Genomic DNA, 16,096 nt, shown 5'->3' with positions numbered 1-16,096 from the left:
CGGGCGTTAAATTGCCGGTGCCCCAGCCGACAAGGAGAGAGTAGAGCATGACCGCTGACACCGTGATTTCCTGCAAGAACGCGTGGAAAATTTTTGGGTCCAACCCGGAAGCGTACCTCAAATCAATGCCTGCTGGCCGCAGCTTTGATGAGATCCGTGCAGATGGCTACATCGCTGGCGTCAAGGACGTGACGATTGATGTGACAAGGGGCGAAATGCTGGTCATCATGGGCCTTTCCGGGTCGGGCAAATCGACGCTGGTACGCTGTTTTTCCCGGCTTCACGATATCACAGGTGGATCAATCTCTGTCGAAGGACAGGACTTGATGTCTTTGTCCGAAAAAGAACTCATCGAGTTGCGCCGCAGCAAAATGGGCATGGTGTTCCAGTCCTTTGGTCTGCTGCCGCACCGCACCGTTCTAGACAATGTCGCCTTTCCCCTCGAGATGCGCGGTCAGGACAAACACACTCGCCGGGAACGCGCGCTGGAAGTTGTCAAACTGGTCGGTCTTGAAGGGCGCGAAGAGTATTTCCCGCGCGAATTGTCGGGTGGTCAACAACAACGTGTCGGCATTGCACGGAGCCTCGCCATCGAGCCCGACATCTGGTTTCTGGATGAACCGTTTTCCGCGCTCGACCCGCTCATCCGACGCGAGATGCAGGACGAATTCTTGCGCCTGCAGGGCATGCTGGGCAAGACAATCGTCTTTATCACCCACGACTTTGACGAGGCGTTGCGCCTTGCAGACCGCATTGCGATCATGAAGGACGGTGCTGTCGAACAATGCGACACCCCTGATCAAATCGTCTTGCACCCTGCAACCGAATATGTCCGCAAATTTACTGAAGACATCGACAAGGCACGGGTGGTGCGCGCAGGAGCATTGGCACGCGCAGACAACGCCGGAGAGGGCGAGCCTGTAGATACGGCGGCCTCCGTTCATGACTTGGCGCGCCTGCTGGTACAAGATTCTCGGGCTATTATCCCCGTCGCAAGCAGTGGCAAAGTGGTTGGCGGCATGGACCGCACAGCCGCATTGGATATCCTTCTGGGGGCCGGTTAGTGGCCGATATCGCCGACAATCTAAAGACAGACACGTCTGGCATCGCTCTGTGGACGCGGGGCAGATGGGTCACTGTCATTCTGGCCGTAGCAGTCGCACTGACTCTATTGCGATATGGCGGGCTTTTGCCCGACGCGCTGCATCGCATCCCCGAAACAATGATCCCGCCATTTGCGACGTGGCTCGACGCGTTCTTCAATTTTGTCAAAGACGACCTTGGCCTGCTGACTTTGACCCGGACATTGACGGAAGGGCTCGAGTGGTTGTTGGATGTGACGGCGAACCTGATGTTCGGCAAGCGTCGTTGGCCTCATATCGGGCCGATCCCGTGGACGGCGGTGGCTGGGGTGGCGGCTGTTATCGGTTACTACCTTGGCGGCTGGCGCATGGCCGCGCTCGGCGCTGGCACATTCATCTGGACTGCTCTCATCGGGCAATGGACCATCGCAATGGAGACCATGTCGGTGCTGATGGTTGCCGCTCCTCTGGCCTTCTTCATCGGTCTGGGACTTGGCATTCTTGCCTGGAAATACAGGGCCGTAAACCAAGCGATCAAACCGATCCTGTCAGTGCTGCAAACCCTACCATTCTTTACATACCTGCTCCCGGCAGTAATCTTTTTCAAGGTTGGCCCGACGGCAGGTGCGGTTGCGACGACAATCTACGCTATTCCTCCGATGATCCTGATGACGACACTTGGCTTGCAAAAAGTCTCGCCTGAAGTCGTCGAGGCTGGCAACATGAGTGGCTGTACCAAATGGCAACTGCTACGCCATGTCTACCTGCCTTCGGCCCGCACCGAGATTCTGGTGGGCGTCAATCAAGTCATCATGCTGTGTTTGGCCATGGTTGTGTTGACGGCCTTTATCGGGATGCCGGGATTGGGCGCCAAGCTTTTGGCGATGATGGGCAGTTTCAAACTGGGCCGTTCGTTCGAGATTGGTGTGACCATCGTGTTGCTCGCGGTCATGCTTGATCGAATGTCCAAGGCATGGGTCGTCAAACAGCCCGAACATTTCGAACGCGACACACCTTGGTGGCGCAAGCACGTTTTCCTACTGACCGGTATCGCCGTCTTCATCTTCTTTTGCATCGCGGCTCAGTTTGTTCCGATTTTCGCGGAAATCGGACGGAAACAGAATTTCAGCCAAGGCAAAGAGATCGACACATTGATCAAAGGTTTCCTGGCCCTCGATCCAGTTCAAAACACAACGCAAACCATCCGCTACGTGTTGAACGTTTGGATTCTGAATCCCTTCCGTGATTTCCTTCTTTCGATCCCGACGCCGGCGTTCATCCTCTTGGTTGTGGCCTTTGCACTCTCCCTTGGCGGAAAACGCCCGGCGATCTATGCAGCCATTTTCTTTGGTTTGGTTGCGCTGTCCGGATGGTGGGATAGATCCGTTATCACGCTCTATTCCGTGATTTCTGCGGTGACCTTGGCAATTTTGATTGGCGTGCCACTGGGTATCGTCGCCGCACGATCCGAAAAGTGGTCCCAACGCGTTCTGCTGGCCTGCGATACGGCTCAGACCTTTCCCAGCTTTATCTACCTGATACCTGCCATCATGCTGTTTGGCATTACGGCGACATCCGTCGTGATGTCGATCTTGATTTTTGCGATGGTGCCCTTGACCCGCTACACGATCGAGGGCCTGCGCACAGTGCCGCCGGAAATGACCGAAGCCGCAGATATGGCGGGTGCCACTCGGATGCAAAAACTGCTCAAGGTACAGCTGCCTCTGGCCTTGCCCACGATGGCAGTTGGCTTCAATCAGGCGATCATGTTCGCATTCTTCATGGTGATCATTGCCGCCTTCATCGGCACCCAAGATCTGGGACAGGAATTGCAGCGCACACTGGCTGGAACTGATCTCGGCAAAAACTTTGTTCTTGGGATTTGTGTGTCATTGATGGCGCTGACATTTGATCTGACAATCATGAAGTGGGCAACGGACAGGAAAAAGGCATTGGGATTACCGGACTGACTCCGTTCCGTCGAGCCAATCATGTACGACACGATCCAATGCTCGTGGGCGGTTGGTTTCCGGCGGATGCTTAAGGCCCATTGCCAACACCTGCGGACAAAGGAATGACGGAAATTTAGACAGGGATTTGCGTGGTCCGCCCTCTTCGGTTTGGAGCAAATTTGACAGCCGCAAGATGTAGTTCCCGACGAATGAATCCGCCTGATGACGCCAGCAGATCAAGTATACATTGTTCCGGGTGGTGCCTGTGGCGGGGCGCAATCACCAAAAGCCGTTATTGAGGCAGGGCGCCGCGAAGGCTCACATTCGCCGAACGTTGCGCCGTGTTCCAACGTCCGCGTGTCGGAGGGCAGCCAAAAAATGTGCCAAAATCTAGGGTGGCCTGCCAAGGGTTTGCGGCACAAAGATCTTCCAATAATTGGTATACGACCCACCTTTGCCGGAAACGACCGTCTTCGCCTCATGCGTTGTGACAGTAGGCTACGTCCGATTGGCTAAAAATGCGGAAACCCGGTTCAGCCCTTCTATGAGGATCGACTGGTTGTTTGCGTATCCAATTCTCACATAACCTTCCATATTTAGCGCAGAGCCAGGAGTGAACATGACCCCTGTTTCTTGCAACAACGCGACGCAAAATTCCCGCGATGACATTGCCAAATCGAGTTTCAACAATGCGGTCGTGCCTGATTTTGGTTGCACCCAAGAGACCAGCGGCTGCTCTGCGACCCAGTCTGACAAAATTGCCAAATTGTCGCGTGTGATTGTGTGACTTCGGGTTAAGATTTTCTCGTAGTTTTCAAGTGCGAGCGTCGCGAAATGATCGTCGATCATGCCTACAGAAATCGTGTCGTAATCACGATGGATCGCAACGGCTTCGATCACTTCGCGCGATGCGGCAATCCAACCAAGGCGCAATCCTGCAAGCGCGTAAGTCTTAGACATGCTGGCGGTGCTGATCCCTTTTTCATAGATATCCGCGATGGACGCGGTCATGCCGGATCCTGTTTGATCCGTGCCACGATACACTTCGTCACACAGCACCCAAGCGCCGACTTCACGAGCAATCGCGGCGATCTGTTCCAGCATTGCGCGGTCCATCAACGCACCGGTGGGATTGTTCGGGTTATTGATTGCGATCAATTTGGTGCCCGGAATGACGAGCGCTCGCAATTCATCAAAATCAGGCAAGAACCCGTTTTCCTCGCGCAATTGCAGCTGGTGCACATCAGCCCCGATGCTGGCAGGGATCGAGTAATGCTGTTGATACGTCGGCACGACGGCCACGACACGATCATTCGCGGACACCAAGGTTTTGTGGACCAACATATTGGCGCCAATAGTGCCGTGCGTGACGACCACATTTTCTGGCTCTTGGTGATCGTAAAGCGCGCAGATGGCCTGGCGCAGGCGCATCGATCCCTCAATCTCGCCATAAGTCATCTTCATCGACAACAGCTCGGACAGGTCAGTGTCGTTCTTGCCTGCCAAAGCCATCAGTTCAGCAATCGTGAGGCTCGCGACGCAGGTTTCGGCCAAGTTCCATTCACACTTGGTTTCCCACTCATTCATCCAGATTTCGACGCCAAACGGTTCGATGCGCATTATATGATTCCTGTGTATCAACCAATTTCGACTCTACGCCATCACCCTACCTTTTGGTCGAGCCAGTGCACCCAAAATTCGTTTTGGCGATACGTTTTTGGCAACGTCAAAACCGACCGTTTTGGCCCAGTTTCTGATCCTAAAGCAAATTTTAGTGTCGCAGCTGATGATTTGGTCAAACAGATTGCTGCATCTGCAAACATCCGCACTGTTGCAGGGATTGTTCGATGCAGATGCTACTTCAGACTTTTCAATAGATTACGAAATTTCTGCAATGCACTATGATTGCTTTGATCTTGCAGAATTATTCCCGCCCAACAGGGGAAGGATCATGTTAAACAGTTCAGCTTGTGAACTGATGCCACATTTTCTGTAGAGCTGTTTGCGAAAGACTTTCACAGTTTCAGGACTGATGGCCAGCTTCAAAGCAATCGACATTGATGAGTGCCCTCGTAAAATCATTAATCCAACTTCAGCCTGACGGGGGCTTAGCCACACGTCGTGTTCGGACCCCAAAGCTCGGATCAGGCGCGCTTCGATATCATCCTCCTGCGATCCATCTGACGCATCCAATTCCGACCAATGCCGTTCAATCAAGGCCAACACCACAGGTGCAACACGTTGGGTCGCCGCGATTTGGCGCGCCGAAAACCGGGAGTTGGATGAGGCATCGCGGCCTAAGCAAACATGAACCGACGTCCCCTTTGCGGGATAACTGACAAATGCGAGCTCATCCGTGAGTGACGTGTTGCTATAGTAGTCTCGAAAATAGCGGTTTCGATGAAACTGATCGGGTGCGATATCGTTCAGCCTGTATACTCCTGCTGGTGCTCTGGAAATATGCAGGTCATAGAACGGATCAAGCAGGTAAGCGCCCGCCATATAGACGTTCTCAAAGTTCGCATGAACGGATTTCCTATTTGCCTTTGCAAAGAGCATTTTGGGTTGGCGTGCTGAAAAATACGCCAAAACCGTGATGTTATCAAAAGGGACAATCGTCTCAAGCCAATCGGACAGCGCTTGCGAAAACCTCTCATCCCCTTGATAAGAAATAATTTTCGCCAGAAGATGTTCAGACTTACCGGTCATATCAGCCTTTATACCACCCAAGGGGTATATACCCCCTAAAAGATCAATCGTAACCTTTCTTCGTTCAATCGAGGGGTATGCCCCTCACGTCAGTACAACGGGGGACGTGTTGGCTAATTCTGACCGTCAAGTCGCAGTCAAGTTTGAGACCGTGTCCAAGCGCTATGGGACGTTCACCGCGCTGAAGCAGGTGTCGCTCGATATTTTTGACAATGAGTTCTTCACACTTCTGGGTCCGTCGGGGTGCGGAAAGACGACGTTGCTGCGGTCGATCGCTGGCTTTGAAGACATTCAAGACGGTGCGATCCGCCTTTTTGGTGAGGATATCGCGGAGCTTCCCCCGAACAAACGTTCGGTCAACACGGTGTTCCAGAATTACGCGCTGTTCCCGCATATGGACGTCACCGAGAACGTGATGTTCGGATTGCGTATGCTGGGAACTTCTGAGGCTGAAGCCCGAAAGCGCGCGCAAGAGGTTTTAGATCTGGTACAGTTGCAGTCCTTCGCCGATCGGATGCCAAACCAGCTTTCGGGCGGGCAGCAGCAGCGTGTGGCTCTGGCCCGGGCCCTTGCCCCCAATCCGCGTGTTCTGTTGCTGGATGAACCCTTGTCCGCCCTTGATCTGAAACTGCGTCAAGCAGTGCGCTTGGAGTTGCAGGAATTACAAAAGGACACCGGCATCACTTTCATTTTCGTGACCCACGATCAGGAAGAGGCGCTGACGATGTCCGACCGGATCGCTGTGATCAATGCAGGCGAGGTCCAGCAGGTCGGTAATGCTCGCGAGATTTACGAAGAACCAAACAATGCCTTTGTGGCAAGCTTCATTGGCGAAACCAATTTGATCAAAGTGGACGTAGGTGAGCCGCAAGATGGGAAAGTCGCAGCCACATTGCCAGGCGGCGTTCAACTGAACTGTTCGGCAGCAGTGGGTGCCCACGCCGGGTCAGGCCATTTGTCCATTCGTCCAGAGCGTGTCAATTTTTGCCCACTGGATAAAGCAAATTTGACCGGCACCGTTCAGCGCGTTGTCTACTTGGGCACTGACATGCAGGTGGAGGTCGCCATCCAAAGCGGCCAGACAATCAATGCCCGCGTCCAAAACACCCAAATGGCCGTTATCCCGTCCATTGGTGAAACTGTTGGTATGCAACTTGATGCGGCGGCCGCCCGCGTGTTGGGGGCTTAAATGGCGGCTGACATCTCTTCTGGCGGGTCTTCAACCATTACCACCTATCAAGGACAAGGTGCGCGGATGATGTTGCCCGCGTGGGTCATCATCGGGTTTTTCCTGGTTCTCCCCGTTGGCATGATGTTGGTCTATTCGTTCCTGACGAAGGAATTTCGAGGCGGTGTGATCTGGGACTTCAGCCTGGCGGCATATGATCAGTTCTTCTTTGATCGCGGGTTGTTTGGAGATGAGCCGCCAAAGATCGAATGGACCTACATCACCATTTTCTGGCGGTCGATCTGGCAGGCCGCTGTAGCCACTGTTCTGTGTCTTTTGATTGGCTTTCCAACCGCATGGTTTATTGCAACACGGGCCGGGCCGGCGCGTTCGATCTGGCTCTTTGCGATCACGATCCCTTATTGGGTCAATCTTTTGATCCGCACAATTTCGATGAAATTCCTGATCCGCGACAATGGCCCGCTGAACGAATTTCTGCTGGCAATTGGTGTGATTGGTGAACCGATAGGCCTGATCAATACGAACTTTGCAGTGCAACTGGGCCTGTTTTATTCGTACCTGCCTTTCATGGTCTTGCCGATCTACGCCAGTGTCGAGCGCTACAACATGGCCTACTCCGAAGCGGCGGCAGACCTTTACGCCAGCAAATGGGCCGCGCTGCGCTTTGTGGTTTTGCCAATCGTCAAACCCGGCATCATTGCTGGCTGCATTCTTGTCTTTGTCCCCTCGCTCGGTGCGTTTCTGGCCCCTGACCTTCTTGGGGGGGCCAAGAATTTCATGATTGGCTCATTGATTGAAGAGCAATTCAAGGGCAATGCTGGGAACTGGCCCTTTGGGGCCGCCGCGTCGATGATCCTTCTGTCGATGGTTCTGGTGGTGCTGGCGTTCTATGCGCGCGCGCAAACCAAAGCAGGAGATCGCTGATGGCGGCCCGGCTTGATCTGCGGCGGTTTCCAGGCTTCCTGCCCATCACTTGGCTGTGCCTGGTTTTATTGTACGCACCATTGATCGTGGTCATGGTTTATTCATTCAACGACAGCAACTCGGTCACCTTGTGGGGTGGGTTCACCCTGCGCTGGTATGTCGAGGTCTTTACCGGCCCCGAAGCGCCAAAGTTCAAGGCCGCGGCCCTCAATTCGCTGGCCATTGCCATTTCGGCTGCAATCGTTGCGACCACCATCGCCACTGCAGCGGCTACTGCGATGCTACGCTCTGGGCAGTTTCGCGGGAAATCCGTCAGCTTTGTACTGATCAATCTGCCACTGATGGTCCCCGAGATTGTGACTGCCGTGGCCTCCCTTGTCTTCTTTTCAGCCATAGGGTTTCAAGCCGGGTACCTGACGATCCTCGTGGCGCATATCGTTTTTTGCATTCCCTTTGCCTACCTGCCCATAGCCGCGCGCATGCAAGGGATCGAAGGCGCTTACGAACAAGCCGCGCAGGACCTTTATGCAACGAAGTGGCAGACCTTTCGGCTGATCCTTCTGCCCTTGATGGCTCCTGGCATAATGTCCGGCTTTTTGCTGGCATTCATCATTTCACTAGACGATTTCATTATCACGAATTTCGTCAAAGGCGCAGGGATTGAAACCCTGCCAACCGCGATCTTCGGATCGGTGAAGCAGGGCATCAAGCCCAACATCATGGCGATCTCCACCCTCTTGCTGCTCGTCTCGGTCGTACTTGTGACCGTGTCGTATCTATTGGGGCGGAAAGGTCAGACAACTCCAACCAACAAAGGAACTTGATATGAAACTTGCACTGAAACTCGGCGCTTCTGCCTTGGCTCTGACGCTGGCTGCGACATCGGCCAAAGCCGAAGGCGAACTGTCGCTCTACCACTGGTTCGAATACATCCCGCAAGAGCTATTGGACAAGTTCTCGGCGGAATATGACGTCACGGTCACGATGGATACGTTCGACAGCAATGAAGCGATGCTGGCCGCTCTCAAGGCGGGCAAGTTGGGGTCCTATGACGTAGCCGTTCCCGGCGACTATATGGTCGAAATCATGATTGGCGAGGGCATGCTGGACAGCTTTGAGCCATCGGAGGTATCGAATTTCGGCAACATAGCCCCCCAATGGGTAGACGTGAGCTTTGATCCCGGGCGCGCCCATTCGATCCCCTACCAGTGGGGTTCGACCAGCTTTTCGGTCAACCGTGACGTCTATGCCGGAGACATCAACACGACGTCGATCCTGTTTGATCCGCCGGCTGAGCTGAAGGGCAAGATTAACATGCTCGACAGCCAGGGCGAAGTTATGGCCCTCGCCTCGCTGCACCTGGGCATCCCGCAATGCACGAGCGATCGTGACCAGCTCAAGGCTTTGAACGATTTGCTGCAAGCGGCCAAGGCGGACTGGGCCAGCTTTGGCTCTGACGTGGCCAAGGATGTTCTGGTATCAGGCGACGCAGCGGCCGGCATGATCTGGAACGGCTTTTCCGCCAAAGCGCGCGAGGAAGGTGCGAACATCGAATATGCCTTCCCGAAAGAAGGTTTCGTTGTCTGGATGGACAATGTTGTCTTGCTCAAAGACGCTCCAAACCGGGACAATGCGCTCAAGTTCATGAACTTCCTGCTTGAACCTGAGAACGCAGCAGCCGTCACGAACTACGCCCAGTACACCGCTGGCGTGACAGGCGTTGACGGGTTCTTGTCTGAGGCCGTCACGGGCGCGCCCGAGCTGAGCCCGCCCGCCGATCAGGCCGGTGAATTCGTGATGGCCTGCGACCAAGATGTGCAGGAAGTCTATGACACGATTTGGACAAACCTGAAGAAGTAACCAATCCTGCCGGGGCACGCCGCCATGCGTGCCTCGGTTCTCTAAATGCGTATCTCAGCGGGGGGCCAATCCACATGAATAAACCTACAACAGACGAAATCCTGACAAAGGACGCGCACCTCATTCAATCCTTTGCCAATCTGCATGCTCTGAAACAGGATCAGGCGCGCACCGCGATTGTTTCCGCCAAAGGCGCGTACGTGACCGACAGCGAAGGAAATCAACTGATCGACGGGATTGGCGGGTTGTGGTGCGTGAATGTCGGCCACGGGCGGCACGAGATTATTGATGCTATTACAGAGCAGCTGAAAACGCTGGACTACTATTCGACCTTTTACAACTTCACCCATCCGCAAGCAGCCATGCTTGCCGAAAAGGTGGCCGGGCTGGCTCCGGATGGGTTGAACCATGTGTACTTTGCAAACTCGGGCTCTGTGGCAAACGACACTGCAGTGCGCATCTTGCATCACTACAATATCCTGCGCGGCAAGCCGGAAAAGCGTCTTATGCTGTCGCGCATAGGTGCGTACCACGGGTCCACTCACATGGCGATGGCGCTGACGACGCCAGCCTATGCGGAAGGTTGGAGTGTCACAGAGGGGATCGTTCATCACCTGAAATGCCCCAACCAGTACCGCGAAGCACCAAACATGACCGAGGCGGAATTTGTCGAAGTTCTGGCCCAAGATATGCTGAACAAGATCCACGAACTTGGGGCCGAGAACATCGCTGGCTTCTTTGCGGAACCCGTTCAAGGCGCGGGCGGTGTGATATGCGCGCCGACAGGTTATCACAAACGCATGCGCGAGATTACAGCCGCCCATGACATCGCCTATGTGGCGGACGAGGTTGTCACGGCCTTTGGTCGATTGGGCCATATGTTCACAAGTGAAGATGTCTATGGCTACGTCCCCGATATCATCACGACCGCGAAAGGACTTACGTCTGGGTATCAGCCCCTTTCAGCGACGATCATTTCGGATGAAATTTATGATGTGATCTCCGGCCCTGACGCGATGTTCTTGCACGGAATGACGTATTCTGGGCATCCGGCAGCTGCAGCTGCAGGGCTGGCCAATATCGACATCCTCGAACGCGAAGCCATCCCGCAGCGGGTTCAGACCACGGGCAAGGTTTTTGAAAACGCCTTGCGCGGTCTGGCAGACCTCGACCTGGTAGGAGAAGTGCGCGGCAGTCATTTCATGATGGGGATCGAGTTTGTAAAAGACAAAGCAACCCGCGAGGAATTCCCGCCAGAGGCGATGATCGGATCCCTTGTGGCCCAGCAGGCGCAAAAACGCGGGCTGATCGCGCGAGCCCTTGGCAATATCCTGATCCTGTCCCCGACGCTGATTATGGATGAGCCAATGATCCACAATATCGAAGGTATCTTGCGCGAAAGTATTGAAGTGGCGACCGCAAATCTCACTTTAGGTGGTTAGAAAACTGGCAAACGGTAGGGTGAAAACTAACGCCTGCACGCCGATGTTTTAGAAGTCACGACGCCTCTATAAACGGTCCGATCTCTTGCGAGTGGAGAAGGACAATGAGAATAGCGAAACGAGACAGTGTTTGTTGAGGCGTCGTCCTGCACCGCGTTGGAAGGGGCGCAGTCCATCGCTTGCCTTGGATTTTCGTCTAAACTTTTTAATATGGCGGACAAACACAGTTTAGTTCGGTCTGGGCGATGCGGTCCGACATGACAAAGGCCAAGGGAGCACACCATCCCCCTTTTTCGATTCGTGGTTTAAAACGGCAGGAGAATAGAGTTACCTGCGATCGACCCGAAGCACGGATAGTCTGGCAAAAAGTCTCCTAGAAGTCTCTTAGAACGCGACTACCCCGATAGGGTCCAGCGATCCGAACCCTTAAGCATCTTATTTTTAGGGGGTTTTTGGTACCACCTCCTGGTCTCGAACCAGGGACCTCTTGATCCACAATCAAGCGCTCTAACCTACTGAGCTAAGGCGGCACTGACATCCAAATACTCTCGAGAATGCGCGATTGCAAGACCGTCAAAACCGATAAATCCACGTCTGCTCCACCAGATCCTGACCAAAAGACCGGACGGGGTGAGACTCGGTCAGCATCCATCCGGCCCGGCGATAAAGTGCGCAAGCCGCAGAGTGACTTTCATGGGTCCAAAGCTGCATCCCTTCGTATCCGTTATCACGCGCGAACCCCATGCATTGTTCCAACAGGCGCCGACCAACCCCTTTGCCACGCGCCTCGGGCACCAGCAAAAACAGGCGCAACTTGGCGGTCTCCGCGTCAAGGCGCACACAAAAAACAGACCCAAGTCGCTGGTCACCTTCCACGGCAATCCAACCCTGTTCGCACGTCGGATCATGCTCAGCACAGAAGGCTTCAAGGATATTGCGGACAAGTGGGCCAAACGTATCATCAAAGCCCTCGTCGCGCGCATAAAGTGTGGCATGTCGCTCGACCAGCCAGTCAGTGTCGGCAGGTTCGAAAGGACGCAGGATCACATTGCTCATGGCCCCGACTGTGCACGGCGTCACCTTGCGTTTCAAGGGAACAGACGCTAGCAGAAAAAACGGCCAGCCAGGAGGCGCACATGGGTATCAACAACGAACGCGACATCGAAGCAAACATGCAGATCGGTCCAACCGATCAGGGCATGGTGCGCATTTTCATCGAATCCAAGGGCGTCGAAATCCCGATGGATTTTGACCCGGATGAGGCCAACGAAATCGCCGATGAAATCCGCGCAGCGGCCAAGGCCGCTGGTGCCATGCGGCGCTAAGATACTGCTTATCCGAGACTGTTTTTCCTAAGTGCCCGCCGGCATACTAAGTGCCCGGTGGCATCAGTGCAGCTTGGTCGATCAGCGCTGCTTGATCTGTGCGCATCGCGCCCTGACCGGGATTGTCGAGATCAGTAATGATCGTCAGGATGGCCGAAAAGGTCAGCACCAGCGCAAACGTCGGATAGATATTACGCCCACCACTGTTCGCGGCCAGAAACCCGGATGCTGCCATTCCGACAGCCGCCAGCACATACAGACACACCCATATTTCTGTTGGAATAGTGCTGCGGGTCCCAAAAATGACCCGAACCGAATGAACGTCGATAACCTCATTGATCGATTGTACGAAGTAGCCAGAAATCGGCGTCGGCGCGCTTTGCGCGACCTCCGTCGCAACGGCCCATAGCGCGGCTTGAAGGTCTTCGGATTCCGAGATCACCTGATCGACTTCTGGGTCGGTAGAACTGAACGCGTGGGTTACGATCCGAAGTTCGATATATTGCCGCAGTAATTCTCTGGCCTCTGCCCCTTTTGGCTCGGGCAATAGGTCGGTACGCAGATACGCAGTTCCAATGGCGTTCGCCTCGATCAATACGGTTTGCCTACGATCCTCAAACCGCGCGTTAACCATGCTGAATGTGAACGCCAGCAAGAAACCCGTCAGGCTGAGCAGTGCACCTACCGTAATCCCGATCGACGGGCCTTCCACTTCGCCGGACCGCTCAAAGCTGCGCGCGCCCACCGTCCACCCTGCGTAGACAGCGATGCCGATAAAGGCCACCGTAATGGAAAAATATGCCCAGAGAGGTAGAAATTCCAATGGATTGACGGACATCGCGGCTAAGGCCTCTTTGGATGATAACGGTCTTTTTGTTGACCAATGCGCAACCCTCCGTCAACCGTGTCATCCACATCTTGGTCACATCCTGTGCCCGCATGAGAATTGCGCAACACCTTCCCCGCAGAGAAAGCACGTGTCGACAAGCTTTGCCCGATAGCTACCAGCCGAGCCCAGCACCTGGATCACGCAAGCCATGCAGGCGACGTGCCGCGTGGGTGGCAAAAGTGTGAACCATTGCTTTGCGCCTCGCTGGCGCAAGCTTGTCCTCATCCCCCACACGGATGATTTCAGCGTCATAGGCATCTGCGATGATTAGCCCACTGTCCTCGGGCAACAGATCGACCGGAAAGTCGGCTTCGACTGCCCAAAAGAACCGGTCGCACCACTCCAGATACCCTTCCCACTTGGAATCACCGACGAAATCCGCGCGGCTAGACTTGCACTCGACCACCCAGATTTCTCCCTTGGGTCCAAGCGCCATCACATCCACCCGCAAACCTCGAGTCGGCACCAGCTCTTCGACAGTGACCCAACCCAGGCTGGCCAGATGGCGCGACACGCCACGTGCAAGCAATTGGCCCGGCATCAGGTCGGTTACCAAAGCAACGGGATCAAGCGGATTTCGCATGAAACCGAATATGAACAAAACCTGAACAAAAGCAAGCGTGCATCCCCAACCCTTGGCGTCAGCGACTTGCACCCCTACCTTATCCCCAACGAACCGGGGGACAGGTATGACAGACGACACTCGCTCTGACGCAGCGCAAGCGCGCGGCGTTCGCTATGCCCGCGAGCTTGAAGGGCACCTTGGCTGGCTGGATACGTTTTCTGGCACAGCACTCGGCGTGCTTGCCACCGCCTCCGGGATCTACACCTACCTTGGAGTATCTTCTCTGCTCGATGAAAACGGGGCCATGTCCGTTTTTGCTGCCATCGCCTATTCGGTGGCCGTCTCCGTGGGCATCTTCGTGTTTTGGTCGTACATGATGCGCCTTTTTCCGGCCGTCCGTTCGGCGCGCGCCCGCATCGGCCTGATGCTGGCCATGGGTGCCGGATCTCTCGCGATTGTGGCCATGTCGTCCTGGCTCAACGCCGCCGCGCTCGCAGGATCGGCCGCCGTAGAACAGCATTTGGCCAAGACCGTTCAGGATTATCAGGTCAGCCTTGAGCGGGCCCATGAGGTGGCACTGACGGGCCAATCGCTTGAACGCGATGTTGCGCGGGTGCGCCAGTCCTTCGAAGATCTCTCGGAGCAAGAGGCCGCAGGGTCTCTGTCGGGCCTTGCCGGGCAAGGTGCCGTTTTCCGCGTATTGCGTCAAAAATCTGCGGAACTCTCCGGGCTTGAGGGGCAAATCAGCGCCCAGACCCCACTGGTTGAGGCCGCCTTTGCTGAAGGCAACGCGATCTTGTCGCGCATGCGGGCCTTGACCGTTGAACCCGGCCCTGTCGAGGCCCGGAGCGTTGAATTTTCAGAACAGGCCGTACGCTTGGCCGGGCTGATCACGCAACTGCGCCAACTCTCTGTCGCGCCCCTCGTCGAGCGGGCGGCCCAAGACCTTGCCGCCTCTGTCGTGTTGCCCGAACTTGATGGCAGCACAACTGAAGGTCGCGCGGATCAGGCCGCAACGATCTCCTCGGTGCTCGAAGTGCTAGCCCAGCGCGCCAACACGCTGGAACGCGCCGCGCAGACCGTACAGGCCCTGCAACCGGCCAGCGATGTAACCTACACACCAATCTCTTCGGCCGATGCTGTCATCCTTTATGCCCGCAACTTCGTACCTTCATGGGCCGGGGCTATCGCCATCGACCTTTTGCCGGCAGTGTTGGTCTTTATCCTTGCGATCACCCAATCGGCCATCCGAGGGGGGCGCGAAGGGGCGGCCATCGAAGACACGCTGACACTGGCCGAATTGCGTGCCGCAATGGCCGCGATGCGCGACGTCGAAAACACGCTGCACGAGCGTGACCAGCACGAACCACCGCGCCCTCTGCCCCATCGGGCAGCCGAATGAATTCGGGCACAGGCAAAGAACGCGGCCCCGTTGCGCGGGTCCTTATGGGTATCCTGATCTTCCAATTGGGCCTTGGCGGATTGCTGGTGCTTGGCGATATGCAAGGGCTGCGCCTGCCTCAGTTTGGGCCAAACGCGCCTCGCCTTACAGAACCCGTTCGCCCCGGCGACCAACGGCGCACCTTCCGCCCAGACCGGGACCGACCCGTCGTTCAACCCGCCCGCGATCCCGGTCAGTTGCCCAAACGGCTGGTACTGAGCGCGACCGGTGACGGCACCTATCGGTTGGAAGGCGCAATCGGCGGCGGCGACGCCGAACGCCTGATCAGCCTGATCGATGCCGCCGACCCCGCACCCGAAACGTTAATCCTGCAATCTCCGGGTGGTTCAGTCGTTGACGCGCTGGCCCTTGGCCGCCACATCCGCGCTGCAGGGATCAACACGCAAATGCTGGCAGGGGAATACTGCTATTCCGCCTGCCCTTACGTGTTGGCCGCGGGGGTCACCCGGGACATCGACGCTGACGCCTACATCGGCGTGCACCAGCACTACTTCGGAGAAAAGACATTCCTGCCTGCAGCCTTCGCGGTAGAAGATATTCAGCGCGGTCAGGGCGAGGTCATGACATATCTGGATCAGATGGGAATCGACCCCCTTTTGATGCAGCAAGCGCTGTCCACGCCACCAGATGAGATCTACGTTCTGCTTCCCGAAGAGCTGGAACGATACGGTTTTATCCAGACTTCTGAATAACTTAG

15 protein-coding genes and 1 tRNA gene are annotated in these 16,096 nt (G+C 55.5%); 10 read left to right on the top strand and 6 right to left on the bottom strand.

Going from position 1 to position 16,096, the window contains the following annotated elements; all coding sequences use genetic code 11:
* The first annotated feature begins 47 nt into the window (after positions 1-47).
* Together DHN60_RS11015 and DHN60_RS11010 are read left to right on the top strand one after the other, a co-directional pair.
* The gene (locus DHN60_RS11015) at positions 48-1,064 is read left to right on the top strand and encodes a glycine betaine/L-proline ABC transporter ATP-binding protein (protein ID WP_108837361.1); all 1,017 of its coding nucleotides are present in this window, start codon (positions 48-50) and stop codon (positions 1,062-1,064) included.
* Positions 1,065-1,105: 41 nt separating this feature from the next.
* Positions 1,106-3,052: an ABC transporter permease subunit gene (locus tag DHN60_RS11010; protein WP_234423620.1), complete on the top strand. Its 1,947-nt coding sequence runs from the start codon at positions 1,106-1,108 to the stop codon at positions 3,050-3,052.
* A gap of 480 nt (positions 3,053-3,532) precedes the next feature.
* Here the strand turns inward: DHN60_RS11010 and DHN60_RS11005 are convergent, their stop codons facing one another.
* Entirely contained in the window at positions 3,533-4,654 is a 1,122-nt protein-coding gene (locus DHN60_RS11005; RefSeq protein WP_108837359.1) for an aminotransferase, read from the bottom strand.
* Positions 4,655-4,933: 279 nt separating this feature from the next.
* On the bottom strand, positions 4,934-5,764 hold the full coding sequence (locus DHN60_RS11000; protein WP_234423607.1) for a helix-turn-helix transcriptional regulator: 831 nt from the start codon (positions 5,762-5,764) through the stop codon (positions 4,934-4,936).
* Between the two features lie 88 nt (positions 5,765-5,852).
* Between DHN60_RS11000 and DHN60_RS10995 the strand changes: the two genes are divergently transcribed.
* The 5 genes from DHN60_RS10995 to DHN60_RS10975 all read left to right on the top strand — a co-directional run bounded on the left by DHN60_RS10995 (position 5,853) and on the right by DHN60_RS10975 (position 11,158).
* Positions 5,853-6,932 (top strand): ABC transporter ATP-binding protein, encoded by a 1,080-nt coding sequence (locus DHN60_RS10995; RefSeq protein ID WP_108837536.1) that lies wholly within the window; start codon positions 5,853-5,855, stop codon positions 6,930-6,932.
* Positions 6,933-7,856, top strand: coding sequence for an ABC transporter permease (locus tag DHN60_RS10990; protein WP_108837357.1), 924 nt, complete (start codon positions 6,933-6,935; stop codon positions 7,854-7,856).
* Complete coding sequence (locus DHN60_RS10985) at positions 7,856-8,680, top strand: ABC transporter permease (protein ID WP_108837356.1); 825 nt, start codon at positions 7,856-7,858, stop codon at positions 8,678-8,680. Before DHN60_RS10990 ends, DHN60_RS10985 begins: the two co-directional genes overlap by 1 nt.
* A gap of 1 nt (position 8,681) precedes the next feature.
* Positions 8,682-9,716, top strand: coding sequence for an extracellular solute-binding protein (locus DHN60_RS10980; RefSeq protein ID WP_108837355.1), 1,035 nt, complete (start codon positions 8,682-8,684; stop codon positions 9,714-9,716).
* A 74-nt stretch (positions 9,717-9,790) separates the two neighbouring features.
* Positions 9,791-11,158: an aminotransferase class III-fold pyridoxal phosphate-dependent enzyme gene (locus DHN60_RS10975; protein ID WP_108837354.1), complete on the top strand. Its 1,368-nt coding sequence runs from the start codon at positions 9,791-9,793 to the stop codon at positions 11,156-11,158.
* A 453-nt stretch (positions 11,159-11,611) separates the two neighbouring features.
* Here the strand turns inward: DHN60_RS10975 and DHN60_RS10970 are convergent.
* A tRNA-His gene (locus tag DHN60_RS10970) sits at positions 11,612-11,688 on the bottom strand.
* A 43-nt stretch (positions 11,689-11,731) separates the two neighbouring features.
* On the bottom strand, positions 11,732-12,214 hold the full coding sequence (locus tag DHN60_RS10965) for a GNAT family N-acetyltransferase (protein ID WP_108837353.1): 483 nt from the start codon (positions 12,212-12,214) through the stop codon (positions 11,732-11,734).
* An 80-nt stretch (positions 12,215-12,294) separates the two neighbouring features.
* Between DHN60_RS10965 and DHN60_RS10960 the strand changes: the two genes are divergently transcribed.
* On the top strand, positions 12,295-12,483 hold the full coding sequence (locus DHN60_RS10960) for a DUF6324 family protein (protein ID WP_108837352.1): 189 nt from the start codon (positions 12,295-12,297) through the stop codon (positions 12,481-12,483).
* Positions 12,484-12,529: 46 nt separating this feature from the next.
* Here the strand turns inward: DHN60_RS10960 and DHN60_RS10955 are convergent, their stop codons facing one another.
* Positions 12,530-13,321 carry a DUF4239 domain-containing protein gene (locus DHN60_RS10955; protein ID WP_108837351.1) on the bottom strand — a complete coding sequence of 264 codons (792 nt, stop codon included), beginning with the start codon at positions 13,319-13,321 and terminating at the stop codon, positions 12,530-12,532.
* A 163-nt stretch (positions 13,322-13,484) separates the two neighbouring features.
* Positions 13,485-13,955 (bottom strand): MmcB family DNA repair protein, encoded by a 471-nt coding sequence (locus tag DHN60_RS10950; RefSeq protein WP_159089182.1) that lies wholly within the window; start codon positions 13,953-13,955, stop codon positions 13,485-13,487.
* 106 nt (positions 13,956-14,061) lie between these two features.
* Between DHN60_RS10950 and DHN60_RS10945 the strand changes: the two genes are divergently transcribed.
* A complete protein-coding gene (locus tag DHN60_RS10945; RefSeq protein WP_108837350.1) occupies positions 14,062-15,339 on the top strand; it encodes a hypothetical protein in 1,278 nt (425 codons plus the stop codon).
* Positions 15,336-16,091: a hypothetical protein gene (locus tag DHN60_RS10940; protein ID WP_108837349.1), complete on the top strand. Its 756-nt coding sequence runs from the start codon at positions 15,336-15,338 to the stop codon at positions 16,089-16,091. The genes DHN60_RS10945 and DHN60_RS10940 overlap by 4 nt, the downstream gene beginning before the upstream one ends.
* Positions 16,092-16,096: the final 5 nt, after the last annotated feature.

Origin of the sequence: Tateyamaria sp. Alg231-49, assembly GCF_900143535.1 — a bacterium.
GTDB lineage: Bacteria > Pseudomonadota > Alphaproteobacteria > Rhodobacterales > Rhodobacteraceae > Tateyamaria.
This window is presented reverse-complemented; position numbering and strand designations above follow the sequence as displayed.